The sequence below is a fragment of the Streptomyces sp. NBC_00341 genome (genome assembly GCF_041435055.1).
Taxonomy (GTDB): domain Bacteria; phylum Actinomycetota; class Actinomycetes; order Streptomycetales; family Streptomycetaceae; genus Streptomyces.
The window spans coordinates 7,541,262-7,555,678 of sequence record NZ_CP108002.1; the positions used below are offsets into that span (position 1 = coordinate 7,541,262).

Here is a 14,417-nt window from a genome sequence, read left to right on the forward strand (position 1 = left end):
CCGAATGGTTCGTCGTGTTCGTGTACTGCTGATGACCGCCTTACTGGCGGTGACGGCTTCGGTGATGTCCTCACCGTCCGCCTCCGCCGTGATCGGCGGATCGAAGAGCGCCTACGGTCCGTGGGCGGTGCGCATGTTCGTCGACGGCGCCCCGGCATGCACCGGCACCGCGATCGCCCGCCGCTGGATCATCACTGCCTCGCACTGCTTCTTCGAGCAGGGGCAGCCCGTCGCGGACAAGCGGATCTCGTTCCGGGCCGGCAGCCTCGACGTGCGCAAGGGCACCACACTGCACCCGGTGCCGCGCGGCCGGGTGGGAAGCGCGCGGGCCGACATGATGCTCGTCGAGGTCCCGCCGATGAAGATCCGCACCGCCCGGCTCGCCACCGCCGGTGTGCACCCCGGCCGGCTCGTGCGGCAGTACGGCTGGGGCGCCACCTGCACGGGGGACGAGAACAGCTGTCAGTCACCCGTGCTCAAGCAGTCGGTCCTGCGGGTCCTGCGCCCGGCAGACCCGCGTTGCGAGGGCTACACCGTGCCGGGCGGATCGGACTTCTGCATGGCGAAGGTGTCCGGGATCCCCGCGGGCGGCGACTCCGGCGGCCCGGTGATGAGCATCGGCCCGCGCGGCACCGAGACCCTCCTCGGCGTCTTCGACGGCTCCGACCGGGAGCGGACGGCGGGGGCGGGCGAGGTCTCCCAGCAGCTCGACTGGATCCACTCGGTCATCAGGGGATAGCCCCGGGCATGCACGAGGGCCCGGATGCTGGGGAGCATCCGGGCCCTCGTGCATGACGTGCGTGAGCCGTTACGGCAGCTGCGCCGCCCGTGCCTCGCGCCGGTTGTCGCGGAACGTGTTCACGCGGCGGGCGGTCGCGAAGAGCGGGATGACCGCGCCCAGGACCACCTGGAGCGCACAGCCGGTCTGGAGCAGCAGCTGACCGCCGGGGGCATCGAACGCCCATGCGGCCAGGAGGCCCATCGCGGCCACGATCCAGCCGAGCATCGCCACCGCGAGGACACCTCGCGGCTTGGGGTACTCGACCCGGCTGACCATCAGCCACGCCACTCCGACGATCGCGAGCAGCGTCGGCACGAAGGGCAGCTCCAGGAGCACGATCGAGATGACCGTGAGCGCTCCGAAGGGGCTCGGCATGCCCTGGAACATGCCGTCCTTCAAGGTCACGCAGGAGAATCTGGCAAGCCTGAGCACCACCGCCAGCAGCACGACGATCGCCGCCAGTGCCGAGACCCGCTGGTGTGCGTCGTCCGCGACCATGCCGTACACGAGGACGAAGTACGCCGGGGCGAGCCCGAAGCTGACGAGGTCCGAGAGGTTGTCCAGCTCGGCACCCATCGGCGAGGAGCGCAGCTTGCGGGCCACGAGTCCGTCGAACAGGTCGAAGATCGCGGCCATGAGCATCAGGATCACGGCGGTGGCGGCGGAGTGCCGCGCCATGCCGCTCTCGTCGCTGCCCGTGAGGTGCGGGATGAGGATGCCCGTGGTGGTGAAGTACACCGCCATGAAACCGCACGTGGCGTTACCGAGAGTGAGGGTGTCCGCTATCGACAGCCGCATTGAGAGCGGCATGTCCTCGGTGTCGTCCTCGGCTTCCGCCTCGGGTACCCAGCCCGCCTGTGTCTCAGGATCAATCACGGTCAATTCGAGTCACCCCCGCGGTGGTGGCCTGGCCGACCTCGACCGCGACATCGATACCTTCCGGAAGGTAGATGTCGACCCGGGAGCCGAACCGGATCAGGCCAATCCGCTCGCCCTGATCCACCTTCGTGCCCTGCGGGACGTACGGGACGATGCGGCGGGCGACGGCACCCGCGATCTGCACCATCTCGATGTCGCCGAGCTCGGTGTCGAAGTGCCAGACAACGCGCTCGTTGTTCTCGCTCTCCTTGTTGAACGCCGGAACGTAACCGCCGGGGATGTGCTCGACCGATGTCACCGTGCCGGCCAGTGGCGCGCGGTTGACGTGGACGTTGAGCGGGCTCATGAAGATCGCGACGCGGGTGCGCCCGTCCTTCCACGGCATGATGCTCTGCACCACGCCGTCGGCCGGTGAGATGACGCGCCCCTGGGTGATCTCGCGCTCGGGGTCGCGGAAGAACCACAGCATGCCCGCCGCGAGCGCGGTGGTGGGCACGGCCACGGCCGCCCAGCGCCCGGACCTGCGGGCCCGGGACAGGCTGAGTGCGGCGGTGGCGACGGTCGGGAGGAGCCACGGCGAAGCTCCGCGTGCAAGGCGGACCCCGCCGCGTGGTGCAGAGGTATGGCTGTCGGGCATGGATGACCTTCGTAGCGGATGATGCCGCGCTGGCAACGGGGGACGGCGGCTTTTCCGGCGATGTTATCGGTTGCGGACCGCAACTGGGCAAGCCAGCAGCCGAGTCGGACGTCTGGAAGGCACCGCAAGAGGATGACAGGGTGTGATCTTCTTCGCGGTTAAATCACCGCGAATGGGGCAATCAACCCTGGAACCGGTACTCCTCAAGGAGTCGGCGCCCGATGATCATTTTCTGGATCTCGGCGGTACCTTCACCGATCAGCAGCATCGGGGCCTCCCGGTAGAGGCGCTCGATCTCGTACTCCTTGGAGAAGCCGTAACCGCCATGGATCCGGAAGGCGTCCTCGACGACTTCCTTGCAGTACTCGGAGGCGAGGTACTTCGCCATCCCTGCCTCCAGGTCGTTTCGTTCCCCGGAGTCCTTTTTGCGCGCTGCATTTACCATCATCGCATGCGCGGCCTCGACCTTGGTGGCCATTTCGGCCAGCTTGAACTGGATCGCCTGATGCTGGGCGATCGGTTTTCCGAAGGTGTGGCGCTGCTGTGCGTAGGAAACGCCCAGCTCGAATGCACGCTGTGCGACGCCACAGCCACGTGCGGCGACATTTACCCGGCCCACCTCCACTCCGTCCATCATTTGGTAAAACCCTCGGCCGGTGGCGCCACCGAGTACACGATTGGCTGGAATGTGTAGCCCGTCCATGATGAGTTCGGTCGTGTCGACGCCCTTGTAACCCATCTTGTCGATCTTCCCGGGGATGGTGAGGCCGGGCCGGACCTCGCCGAACCCGGGCTCCTTCTCCACCAGGAACGTGGTCATCGACTTGTGCGGCGGGGTGCCCTCGGGGTGGCCTTCGTCACTCCGGCACAGCACGGCGACGAGATTGGACGTGCCGCCGTTCGTCAGCCACATCTTCTGGCCGTTCAGGACGTACTCGTCGCCCTCCCGTACGCCCTTGGAGGTGATCGCCGCGACGTCGGAGCCCAGGCCCGGCTCGGACATCGAGAACGCGCCGCGCACCTCGCCCAGCGCCATCCGGGGCAGGAAGGTGTCCTTCTGCTCCTGCGTGCCGTGCTGCTTGAGCATGTACGCGACGATGAAGTGCGTGTTGATGATCCCGGACACGCTCATCCAGCCGCGGGCGATCTCCTCCACGCACAGCGCGTACGTGAGGAGGGACTCACCCAGCCCGCCGTATTCCTCGGGGATCATCAGCCCGAAGAGTCCGAGTTCCTTGAGGCCCTCGACGATCTCGGCCGGGTACTCGTCGCGGTGCTCCAGCTGGGTAGCGACCGGAATGATCTCTTTGTCGACGAAATCACGGACCGTGGAGAGAATTTCCTGCTGGACATCGGTGAGGCCGGCAGTCCGGGCGAGTCGGGCCATGGCTACTTCTCCACGTTCTTCTGCGAAGGCTGCTTGGGCTCCGGGCGGCCGGGCTGTTCCCCGCCCCGCTCCTTGATGTACGTCTCCGTGGGGACCATCACCTTGCGACGGAAGACACAGACCAGCGTGCCGTCCTGCTTGTGGCCCCTGGTCTCCACGTAAACGATTCCCCGGTCGGTCTTGGACTTCGACGGAGTCTTGTCCAGGACCGTCGTCTCGCCGTAGATCGTGTCGCCGTGGAAGGTCGGCGCGACATGCTTCAGCGATTCGACCTCCAGGTTGGCGATCGCCTTTCCGGAGACGTCCGGCACCGACATGCCGAGCAGCAACGAGTAGATGTAGTTGCCGACGACAACGTTCTTACCGAAATCCGTGGTGCTCTCCGCGTAGTTGCTGTCCATGTGCAGCGGGTGGTGATTCATGGTCAGCAGGCAGAAGAGGTGGTCGTCGTATTCGGTGACGGTCTTTCCGGGCCAGTGCTTGTAGACGGCACCGATCTCGAATTCCTCATATGTGCGCCCGAACTGCATATCAGGCCTCCGGGGCTTCGAACTTGGAGGTGCGCTCCATGCCGGCCGCGCGGCCCTTGCCGGCGATGACCAGGGCCATCTTGCGGCTGGCCTCGTCGATCATCTCGTCGCCGAGCATCGCAGAGCCCTTCTTGCCGCCCTCCTCCGAGGTGCACCAGTCGTAGGCGTCGAGGATCAGCTCGGCGTGGTCGTAGTCCTCCTGCGAGGGCGAGAACACCTCGTTCGCGGCGTCGACCTGACCGGGGTGCAGCACCCACTTGCCGTCGAAGCCCAGCGCCGCCGCACGGCCCGCGACCTCGCGGTAGGCGTCCACGTCGCGGATCTGGAGGAACGGGCCGTCGATCGCCTGGAGATCGTGCGTGCGGGCCGCCATCAGGATGCGCATCAGGATGTAGTGGTACGCGTCCGCGCCGTACCCGGGCGGCTGCTGGCCGACGACCAGGGTCTTCATGTTGATCGACGCCATGAAGTCGGCCGGGCCGAAGATCAGGGTCTCCAGGCGGGGCGAGGCGGCGGCGATGTCGTCGATGTTGACGAGGCCCTTGGCGTTCTCGATCTGCGCCTCGATGCCGATCCTCCCGACCTCGAAGCCCATCGTCTTCTCGATCTGGGTGAGCAGCAGGTCCAGGGCGACGACCTGCTGGGCGTCCTGCACCTTCGGCAGCATGATGCAGTCGAGGTTGGGGCCCGCGCCCTCGACGACCGTGATGACGTCGCGGTACGTCCAGTGCGTCGTCCAGTCGTTGACCCGCACGACCCGGGTCTTGCCCGTCCAGTCGCCGTTGTTCAGCGCGTCGACGATGTGGTGCCGGGCGCCCTCCTTGGCGAGCGGCGCGCAGGCGTCCTCCAGGTCCAGGAAGACCTGGTCGGCCGGGAGGCCCTGGGCCTTCTCCAGGAACCGGGGGTTGCTTCCCGGTACCGCGAGACAGGAGCGGCGGGGGCGCAGGCGGGAGGTGCCGTCCCGCAGGGACGTCTCTTGAGGGTGGTGGTGGGAGACGGGCGGGCGGTTGACGGCAGTCATGCGGGGACCTCCAGAGGGTCGAGCTTGTTCGCTTTCCGGATCTCGTCGACGATACGGCCGATGATCTCCGTGATGCCGAAGTCCTTCGGGGTGAATACGGCGGCCACACCGGCCTTGATCAGGGCCGCGGCGTCGGCGGGCGGGATGATCCCGCCGGCGATGACCGGGATGTCGCCGGCGCCGGTGCGGCGGAGCCGGGTCAGTACGTCGGGTACCAGTTCGGCGTGCGAGCCGGACAGGATCGAGAGGCCGACGCAGTGCACGTCCTCGGCGACGGCGGCCGAGACGATCTGTTCGGGCGTCAGGCGGATGCCCTGGTAGACGACCTCGAATCCGGCGTCGCGGGCGCGTACCGCGATCTGCTCGGCGCCGTTGGAGTGCCCGTCCAGTCCGGGCTTGCCGACGAGCAGACGCAGCCGGCCCGCGCCCAGGTCGGCGGCGGTACGGGCGACCTTCTCGCGCACCAGGGCCAGCGGAGTGCCTTCCTCGGCGGTCACCGCGACGGGGGCGGACGACACTCCGGTCGGGGCGCGGAACTCACCGAAGACGTCGCGCAGCGCCCAGGACCACTCGCCCGTGGTGACGCCCGCGCGGGCGCACTCGACGGTGGCCTCCATCATGTTCTCGGTGCCCGCGGCGGCCTTCTTCAGGACGGCCAGTGCCTCGGTGGCGCGGGCCTCGTCGCGGTTGTCGCGCCACTCGTGGAGCGCGGCGACGACCTTGGCCTCGTTGGCCGGGTCGACCGTCATGATCGCGGCGTCGAGGTCGGCGGTGAGCGGACTGGGCTCGGTGCCCTGGTGGATGTTGACGCCGACGATCTTCTCGTCGCCGCCCTCGATCCGGGCCCGCCGGGCGGCGTGCGAGGAGACCAGCTCGGACTTGAGGTAGCCGGACTCGACGGCCGCCATGGCGCCGCCCATCCGCTGGATCCGGTCGATCTCCGCGAGCGATTCGGTGACCAGCTCGTCCACCTTGGCCTCGATGACGTGGGACCCGGCGAAGATGTCCTCGTACTCCAGCAGATCGCTCTCGTGGGCGAGCACCTGCTGGATGCGGAGCGACCACTGCTGGTCCCAGGGGCGCGGCAGCCCCAGCGCCTCGTTCCAGGCGGGCAGTTGCACCGCGCGGGCGCGGGCGTCCTTGGAGAGGGTGACGGCCAGCATCTCCAGCACGATGCGCTGGACGTTGTTCTCCGGCTGGGCCTCGGTCAGGCCGAGCGAGTTGACCTGGACGCCGTAGCGGAAGCGGCGCTGCTTTGCGTCGGTGATGCCGTAGCGCTCCTGGGTGATCCGGTCCCAGATGCGGCCGAAGGCGCGCATCTTGCACATCTCCTCGATGAACCGGACGCCCGCGTTCACGAAGAAGCTGATCCGTGCGACGACGGCGCCGAACTTCTCCGGCGGCACCTGGCCGGAGTCGCGCACGGCGTCGAGGACCGCGATGGCCGTCGACATGGCGTACGCGATCTCCTGGACCGGGGTGGCCCCGGCCTCCTGGAGGTGGTAGCTGCAGATGTTGATCGGGTTCCACTTGGGGATGCGGTTGACCGTGTACGTGATCATGTCGGTGGTCAGCCGCAGTGAGGGGCCCGGCGGGAAGACGTGCGTCCCGCGCGAGAGGTACTCCTTCACGATGTCGTTCTGCGTGGTGCCCTGGAGCTTGTCCGCGTCGGCGCCCTGTTCCTCCGCGACCACCTGGTAGAGCGCCAGCAGCCACATCGCGGTGGCGTTGATCGTCATCGAGGTGTTCATCTGCTCCAGCGGGATGTCCTGGAACAGCCGGCGCATGTCACCGAGGTGGGAGACGGGCACGCCGACCCGGCCCACCTCGCCGCGGGCGAGGATGTGGTCGGGGTCGTACCCGGTCTGGGTGGGCAGGTCGAAGGCGACCGACAGCCCTGTCTGGCCCTTGGCGAGGTTGCGCCGGTAGAGCTCGTTGGACGCCTCTGCGGTCGAGTGACCGGCGTACGTCCGCATGAGCCAGGGGCGGTCCTTCTGGCGGCCGGCCATGTCAGACGTTCCGGATCTGCTTGTCGGTCCGCTCCGCCGACGCGTCACGGAACAGGTTGATGGCGTCGATGTGCTGCTCGCGCATCGCGTGGTCGCGCACGCCCAGGCCCTCGCGCGGCGCCAGCGCCAGAACGCCGACCTTGCCCTGGTGGAGGTTGCGGTGCACGTCGTACGCGGCCTGGCCGGTGTCCTCCAGCGAGTAGACCTTCGAGAGCGTCGGGTGGATCTTCCCCTTGGCGATCAGGCGGTTGGCCTCCCACGCCTCGCGGTAGTTGGCGAAGTGCGAGCCCACGATCTTCTTCAGCGACATCCACAGGTAGCGGTTGTCGTACTCGTGGGTGTAGCCGGAGGTCGAGGCGCAGGTGACGATCGTGCCGCCCTTGCGGGTCACGTACACGCTCGCGCCGAAGGTCTCGCGGCCCGGGTGCTCGAAGACGATGTCGACGTCCTCGCCGCCGGTCAGTTCGCGGATGCGCTTGCCGAACCGCTTCCACTCGCGCGGGTCCTGGTTGTGCTCGTCCTTCCAGAACTTGTAGCCCTCCGCGTTGCGGTCGATGATCGCCTCGGCGCCCATCTTCCGGCAGATCTCCGCCTTCTGGTCGCTGGAGACGACGCAGATCGGGTTGGCGCCGCCGGCCAGCGCGAACTGGGTCGCGTACGAGCCGAGTCCGCCGCTCGCGCCCCAGATCAGCACGTTGTCGCCCTGCTTCATCCCCGCGCCGTTGCGCGAGACGAGCTGGCGGTACGCGGTGGAGTTGACCAGTCCGGGAGACGCGGCCTCCTCCCAGCTGAGGTGGTCCGGCTTCGGCATCAGCTGGTTCGACTTCACCAGGGCGACCTCGGCCAGGCCGCCGAAGTTGGTCTCGAAGCCCCAGATGCGCTGCTCGGGGTCGAGCATCGTGTCGTTGTGCCCGTCGGAGGACTCCAGTTCGACCGAGAGGCAGTGCGCGACGACCTCGTCGCCGGGATGCCAGGCGTTCACGCCGGGACCGGTGCGCAGGACGACACCCGCCAGGTCCGAGCCGATGACGTGGTACGGAAGGTCGTGGCGCTTGCTGAGCTCGCTGAGCTTTCCGTACCGCTCCAGGAAGCCGAAGGTCGAGACGGGCTCGAAGATCGACGTCCACACGGAGTTGTAGTTGACCGAGCTGGCCATGACCGCCACCAGCGCCTCGCCCGGCCCCAGCTCGGGCACCGGCACGTCCTCGATGTGGAGGGACTTGCGGGGGTCCTTGTCGCGACTGTCGACGCCGGAGAACATCTCGGCCTCGTCCTTGTGCACGGTCACCGCGCGGTACGACTCGGGGACGGTCAGCGCCGCGAAGTCCGCGGCCGTGCTGTCCTGCGATTGGATCGCGTCCAGGATTTCCTTCACGGTGTGCCTCCGATGGAGCTGCGTTTGAGGGAACGCTTGAGGGTCCTGCGGAGCAGGGGGAGCGGTGTTGCGTGGAGGTGTGCCGTCGGTTCGGCTGGTGGTGCTTCGGCTGTTTGCTCTGTGGAGCAGAAGGGTTTGCCTGTGACGCAGGCGTCCGGGCACGCAGGCACCTGGCTTGCGGGGACAGCCGGCGTACGTGAGGTCTCAGCACGCCGGCCGCCCGGACGACTTCAACGTATGGCACTCCGTGACAGCTGGCAAGGCACTGGGTGCCAGCAATTTCCCTCAATTGTCATCCGGGTGCCACGCATGAGCAACAGGAGGGGCGTTTTGGTGCGTTGTGCCCCGTCGTGGAAGGTCAGGAGGCGGGGCGGTAGATGTACGGGGTCGTCGTGGTCAGGGCCGTGAACCCGAGGCGCTGGAGGATCGGGCGGCTGTCCTCGGTCGCGTCGACCTGGAGGTAGCGATAGCCGCGCTCCGCGGCGATCCGGGTCCGGAAGGCGATCAGCGCCCGGTAGACGCCCCGGCCGCGCCACGCCTCCACCGTGCCGCCGCCCCACAGCCCGGCGAAGCCGGTGCCGGGGTACAGCTCCATCCGGGCCGAGCTGACCGGCTCGTCGCCCGCCATGGCGAGCACCCCCACGAAGTGGTCCGGGTCCTCCTTGAGCTGAGCCAGCACCTGCTGCCGCAGCCGGGCCGAGTCCGAGCCGAACGCCTGCTCGTGGGCGCGGGCCATCAGCTCCACATCGGCCTCGTCACGTACGGTGCGCAGCCGGACGCCGTCGGGGAGCACGACCTCCGTGGGCAGCTCCGCGACCGGCGCGACCAGCAGGGTCTCCGGCTCCTCCGCCTCGAAACCGGCCGCCAGCAGCCGGTCCCCCAGATCGGCCGGGCGGTCGTGGCCGTACAGCTTCCACTCGAACTCGTCGTACCCGTGCTCCACGCAGTGGGCCACCTGTGCGGCGATCGCCGCGTCGGCCCGCGCGGCGTCCAGGTCCGGGGACGACCACACGACCCCGTTCCAGTCGTGGGCGGCGCCGGTCCGGCGTACCACGTCGCCGGTGCGCTCGACGCGGACGCCGGGGCCGTCGGGGTGGGCGAGCTCGCGCATCTCCCGGTCGAAGACGGCCAGCAGTCCTTCACGGTGTGCGGTTGGTTGATCGCTCATCCGCACACCACAGCACCGGGCCGGTTCGCCGGCAACCGGATTTGCCGCCGTTGGATCGGTCCGGGCGGGGCAGACGGCAGACATGGATGATCTTGGAAGAGGCATATCGGGGCGGAGCGCATGACGGTACCGGTGCGAGGGCGGGGCTCCGGCGGCTCCCCGAAGGCTTTCAGCGTGCGCACGACCGCCGGCGGATTCGGGGCCGTGGCCCTGCTGATCTGCGGTGGAGGACTGATGGTGCGCATCGCCTGGGAGGGGATGCTCAGGCATCCGGCCGCTGTCGTGCCGGCCGCCGCGCTCGCCGCTGCGGGCGCCCTTCTCCTGTACCTCCGCCGGACGCGTCGCCGCCCGCGCGGCGGCCCCGGCCCGCTCTCCGAGGCCGTGCAGGAGCTCTTCGAGCCGCCCCAGGAGCCCGGTGGCTCCCCGGGCCCGGAGTTCCGGCCCCTCCACGACGACGGCATGGAGCGCACGGCCGTCCTGCCGGAACCGGAACCGGTGCTGGAGCCGCTGCCGGAACCGGTGCTGGAACAGTGGGAGCCGGCCGAGCCCGAGGAGGAGGCGCAGGACCACGAGGCCCTGGACGCCGACGGGTTCGAGGACGCGATCGCCGCGCTCTGCGAGCGGGACGGCTGCTCCGACGTGCAGGTCGTAGGCGGAGCGGGCGACCTGGGGGCCGACGTGATCGCGACCGCCCCCGACGGACGGCGACTGGTCGTCCAGTGCAAGTACTACGGGCCGGACAACAAGGTCGGCTCACAGGACCTCCAGCGATTCGGCGGAACCTGCTACGCCGTGCACGAGGCCGAGATCGCCGTCTGCGTCACCACCAGCGCCTACACCACTCCGGCCCTGGAGTACGCGGAGCAGCGCGCGATCCTCTGTGTGGACGGCGAGGCGCTCGCGGACTGGAACGACGGGACCGCGCCGCCGCCGTGGTGCTGAGTGGCGCCGTCGCCGTGGCTCTGAGGCCGCCGGGAGCCGTGCGCCCCGCTCAACGCTCCTTGAGTGCCTGCTGGATCGTGCGCATGACCTCGTCCAGCGGCGCGTCCGTGCGGGCCACGGCGACCAGCACCTCTCCCTCGCCGCTCACCGAGGCGGCGGGCGGCTTCGCCGGCTCGCTGCCCGCCGTGCGGCCCGCGCCGATCCCGGTGCCGAAGGTGTCGCGGACGATGGCGAACGCGTGGTCCAGCTGCGCCTCCACATCGCCCTGGCCGTCCACCCGCAGCCAGCGGCGCAGCACGTGGTTGTGCGCGGTGACCACGGCGGACGCCGCGACCTCCGCCAGCAGCGGGTCGTCGTTGCCGACATGGTGGTCGCGCTCGTCGAAGTGGCCCAGCAGATAGCGCGTGAACAGCCGCTCGTAGCGGGCCACCGAGGCGATCTCGGCCTCCCGCAGGGTGGGCACCTCACGGGTCAGCTTGTAGCGGGCCACCGAGACCGCGGGCTTCGCCGCGTACATCTTCATGACTTCCTTGATGCCCCGGCAGACCGTGTCGAGCGGGTGCTCGTGCGCCGGAGCGGCGTTCAGGACCGCCTCCGCGCGTACGAGGGTGTCGTCGTGGTCCGGGAAGATGGCCTCTTCCTTGGAGCGGAAGTGCCGGAAGAAGGTGCGCCTGGCGACGCCCGCGGCGCCCGCGATCTCGTCGACCGTCGTCGCCTCGTACCCCTTCGTGGCGAAGAGCTCCATCGCCGCCGCGGCCAGTTCGCGGCGCATTTTGAGCCGTTGGGCGGCGGCACGCGTGCCCGCGGCACTTTCCGGGGCGTCGGGCGCGGCGGACACACGGGGGGACCTGGCGGGCTGGGGCATGGTGTGAACGTACTGCATCGGTGCGCGGGAGTGCGCCTGTGGGGGCGGGCCGCCCGTAGGGCCGAGCAGCCCGCCCCAGCCGCCGTCCTCGTCAGCGACGGGCATATTCGCGGAAGCCGCGCCCCGTCTTGCGGCCGAGGCAGCCGGCGGCCACCAGATGCTCCAGCAGCGGCGCCGGGGCGAGTCCCGGGTCGCGGAACTCGCTGTGCAGCACCTTCTCGATGGCGAGCGAGACATCGAGGCCCACGACGTCCAGGAGCTCGAACGGGCCCATCGGATAGCCGCCGCCCAGCTTCATCGCGGCGTCGATGTCGTCCAGCGTCGCGTAGTGCTCCTCGACCATCTTGATCGCGTTGTTCAGGTACGGGAACAGCAGCGCGTTCACGATGAACCCGGCCCGGTCCCCGCAGTCCACCGGGTGCTTGCGCACCTTCACGCAGACCTCCCGGACCGTGGCGTGCACGTCGTCGGCCGTCAGCACCGTGCGGACCACCTCGACCAGCTTCATCGCGGGAGCCGGGTTGAAGAAGTGCATCCCGACGACGTCCTGGGGCCGCGAGGTGGCCCGCGCGACCGAGACCACCGGCAGCGAGGACGTGGTGGTGGCGAGCACCGCGCCGGGCCTGCACACCTTGTCCAGGGTGGCGAACAGCTGCTGCTTCACCAGCAGGTCCTCGGCCACGGCCTCGACGGCGAGATCGACCTCCGCGAAGGCGTCCAGCGACCCGGCCGCGGTGATCCGGGCCAGCGTCTCGTCCCGTTCCCCGGCCGTCAGCCGCCCCTTGGTGACCGACCGTTCAAGTGACTTCGCGATCCGTCCCTTCGCGGTCTCCGCCTTCTCCTGGCCGCGTGCGGCGAGCACCACGTCGTAACCGGCCTTCGCGAAGACCTCCGCGATCCCCGAGGCCATCGTCCCGGAGCCGGCGACGCCCACCGAGCGCACGGTCCGCCCGGCGCCCGCACCGCTCTCCGGCGACGGCGTCAGCGCGTCCGGAACCACGTCCTGGCTGCCCGGCTCCGTGTACGTGTAGAAACCGCGGCCCGCCTTGCGGCCGGTCAGCCCGGCCTCGCTGAGCTGGCCGAGGACCGGTGCGGGGGCGTGCAGCCGGTCGTGCGAGGCGCTGTACATCGCCTCCAGGACGGTACGGGCGGTGTCGACGCCGATCAGGTCCAGCAGGGCGAGCGGGCCCATCGGCAGTCCGCAGCCCAGCTTCATCGCCGCGTCGATGTCCTCACGCGACGCGTAGTTCGCCTCGTACATCGCCGCGGCCTGGTTGAGGTAGCCGAACAGCAGCCCGTCGGCCACGAACCCCGGGCGGTCGCCGACCGCGACCGGCTCCTTGCCCAGCTGCCGGGCGAGCGCGGTGACGGCCTCCACGGCCGGCGGCGCGGTCAGCACCGACGAGACCACCTCGACCAGCTTCATCGCGGGCGCCGGGTTGAAGAAGTGCAGGCCGAGCACGCGCTCCGGATGCTGCGACTCCGCGGCGAGCCGGGTCACGGACAGCGCGTTGGTACCCGTCGCGAGGATCGCGGTGGGCGACACGACCGCGTCGAGCTCCCGGAACACCTGCTGCTTGATCTCGTACGACTCGGGCACGACCTCGATGACCAGCTCCGCCTCCGCGGCGGCCCGGACGTCGGAGAAGGTACGGAACCGGGCGAGGACGTGGCGCCGCTCCTCCTCGGTGATCCGCTCGCGCCGCACGGCCCGTGCGGTGGAGGCCTCCAGGGCGGCGACGGCCTGGCGGGCGGCCACGTCACTGATGTCGATACCGATGACCTCGCGGCCGGAGCGGGCGAGGACCTCGGCGATGCCGGTGCCCATCGTGCCGAGGCCGACGACGGCGATGGTGCTGAGCGGGGTGTCCATCACGGGACTCCAGGGATGAGTGACGACTGAGGGACGCACGGCGCGCGCGGTCGATGAGAGGGGCCGACGGCCCGGACCGCCGCACGGCGTGCGGGAGTTGCCTGTCGTGGTGCTCACGTCCGGGTGCTGAGGGCACGCCCGGACCGGGAAGGGGCGGCGGACTCTGTCCCGGAGTCACGCCTCGCGAAGCTGCCGAACCGACATCCACTCCGGGTGGCTGCGTCACCAGGCCACCGGAGCCGGCGGGGGAGTGTCCCGCTCACATGAGGTTAACCGGCGAGTAACGAGCGCGCCAGCCCTGGGATGTTGTGGGCCCCCTCACATTCGACACGCCCTCCGGAACGCTGTGTGCTCACCGATAAGCTGACGGTCATGGATGAGGAGCTGCGGTCACTGACGCACCGGCTGGCCGATGAAGCTGGAGGGTCTGCCGCTTACCACCGGCTGGTCGCCACCGAGGACGACGAGGAGCTGGCACGGGTCCTCATCGAGCGCGAACGCCCGCTGTGGGCACGCGAGATCGCGGCGTTCCGGCTGGGCTGCGGCGGTGACCGCCGGGCCTTCGAGACCCTGGTGCTGCTGCTCAACCACCGCGACCCCGAGCGCTGCGCCGGGGCCGCGCACGCGCTGGCCCGCCTCGGTGACCCGCGCACCCCGCGCGCCGCCGCCGCGCTCGCCACCAACTCCCTGCGCACCGCCTACGCGTTGTACCCGGTCCGGCTGCTCGGTGAGTTGCGCGCCCCGGAGTCCGTGCCGGCCCTGATGACCACCCTGCGCGGGCTCCTCGGGCCGGACGAACCGTACTGGCGGGTGGCGCTCGCCTGTGTCGAGGAGCTGGGCACGCTCGGTGACGTACGGGCCCGCCCGCTGCTGGAGGCGGCCCTGCCGCACCCCCGGCTGGGCGACGCGGCGGGGGAGGCGCTCAGCCGGCTGCCGGCGCCCTGAGGTGG

At 69.7% G+C, this 14,417-nt stretch carries 13 protein-coding genes; 3 read left to right on the forward strand and 10 right to left on the reverse strand.

Features of this window, described 5'->3' with window-relative positions; translation table 11 throughout:
• The first annotated feature begins 31 nt into the window (after window positions 1-31).
• Window positions 32-739 carry a trypsin-like serine protease gene (locus tag OG892_RS33780; protein WP_371631074.1) on the forward strand — a complete coding sequence of 236 codons (708 nt, stop codon included), beginning with the start codon at window positions 32-34 and terminating at the stop codon, window positions 737-739.
• Window positions 740-808: 69 nt separating this feature from the next.
• Here OG892_RS33780 and pssA read toward each other — a convergent pair whose 3' ends face one another.
• The 8 genes from pssA to OG892_RS33820 all read right to left on the reverse strand — a co-directional run bounded on the left by pssA (window position 809) and on the right by OG892_RS33820 (window position 9,787).
• Window positions 809-1,663 carry a CDP-diacylglycerol--serine O-phosphatidyltransferase gene (gene pssA / locus OG892_RS33785; RefSeq protein ID WP_199884337.1) on the reverse strand — a complete coding sequence of 285 codons (855 nt, stop codon included), beginning with the start codon at window positions 1,661-1,663 and terminating at the stop codon, window positions 809-811.
• Window positions 1,650-2,297 carry a phosphatidylserine decarboxylase gene (locus OG892_RS33790; protein ID WP_073734208.1) on the reverse strand — a complete coding sequence of 216 codons (648 nt, stop codon included), beginning with the start codon at window positions 2,295-2,297 and terminating at the stop codon, window positions 1,650-1,652. Before OG892_RS33790 ends, pssA begins: the two co-directional genes overlap by 14 nt.
• A 181-nt stretch (window positions 2,298-2,478) precedes the next feature.
• On the reverse strand, window positions 2,479-3,684 hold the full coding sequence (locus OG892_RS33795; protein WP_371631075.1) for an acyl-CoA dehydrogenase family protein: 1,206 nt from the start codon (window positions 3,682-3,684) through the stop codon (window positions 2,479-2,481).
• A gap of 2 nt (window positions 3,685-3,686) precedes the next feature.
• A complete protein-coding gene (locus tag OG892_RS33800; RefSeq protein ID WP_073734210.1) occupies window positions 3,687-4,214 on the reverse strand; it encodes a MaoC family dehydratase in 528 nt (175 codons plus the stop codon).
• 1 nt (window position 4,215) lies between these two features.
• The gene (locus OG892_RS33805; RefSeq protein ID WP_107421709.1) at window positions 4,216-5,235 is read right to left on the reverse strand and encodes a CoA ester lyase; all 1,020 of its coding nucleotides are present in this window, start codon (window positions 5,233-5,235) and stop codon (window positions 4,216-4,218) included.
• Window positions 5,232-7,244, reverse strand: a complete 2,013-nt coding sequence (locus tag OG892_RS33810) for a protein meaA (protein ID WP_073734211.1) — start codon at window positions 7,242-7,244, stop codon at window positions 5,232-5,234. The genes OG892_RS33805 and OG892_RS33810 overlap by 4 nt, the downstream gene beginning before the upstream one ends.
• A gap of 1 nt (window position 7,245) precedes the next feature.
• The gene (gene ccrA / locus OG892_RS33815) at window positions 7,246-8,619 is read right to left on the reverse strand and encodes a crotonyl-CoA carboxylase/reductase (protein WP_073734212.1); all 1,374 of its coding nucleotides are present in this window, start codon (window positions 8,617-8,619) and stop codon (window positions 7,246-7,248) included.
• A gap of 358 nt (window positions 8,620-8,977) precedes the next feature.
• Entirely contained in the window at window positions 8,978-9,787 is an 810-nt protein-coding gene (locus OG892_RS33820; RefSeq protein ID WP_371631076.1) for a GNAT family N-acetyltransferase, read from the reverse strand.
• Window positions 9,788-9,961: 174 nt separating this feature from the next.
• Between OG892_RS33820 and OG892_RS33825 the strand changes: the two genes are divergently transcribed.
• The gene (locus tag OG892_RS33825) at window positions 9,962-10,729 is read left to right on the forward strand and encodes a restriction endonuclease (RefSeq protein ID WP_371631077.1); all 768 of its coding nucleotides are present in this window, start codon (window positions 9,962-9,964) and stop codon (window positions 10,727-10,729) included.
• Between the two features lie 49 nt (window positions 10,730-10,778).
• Here the strand turns inward: OG892_RS33825 and OG892_RS33830 are convergent, their stop codons facing one another.
• On the reverse strand, window positions 10,779-11,594 hold the full coding sequence (locus tag OG892_RS33830) for a TetR family transcriptional regulator (protein ID WP_327339884.1): 816 nt from the start codon (window positions 11,592-11,594) through the stop codon (window positions 10,779-10,781).
• 91 nt (window positions 11,595-11,685) lie between these two features.
• On the reverse strand, window positions 11,686-13,467 hold the full coding sequence (locus tag OG892_RS33835) for a 3-hydroxyacyl-CoA dehydrogenase family protein (protein ID WP_073734215.1): 1,782 nt from the start codon (window positions 13,465-13,467) through the stop codon (window positions 11,686-11,688).
• Window positions 13,468-13,839: 372 nt separating this feature from the next.
• Here OG892_RS33835 and OG892_RS33840 point away from each other — a divergent pair, with 372 nt between their 5' ends.
• Window positions 13,840-14,412 (forward strand): adenylosuccinate lyase, encoded by a 573-nt coding sequence (locus tag OG892_RS33840; RefSeq protein ID WP_371631078.1) that lies wholly within the window; start codon window positions 13,840-13,842, stop codon window positions 14,410-14,412.
• Window positions 14,413-14,417: the final 5 nt, after the last annotated feature.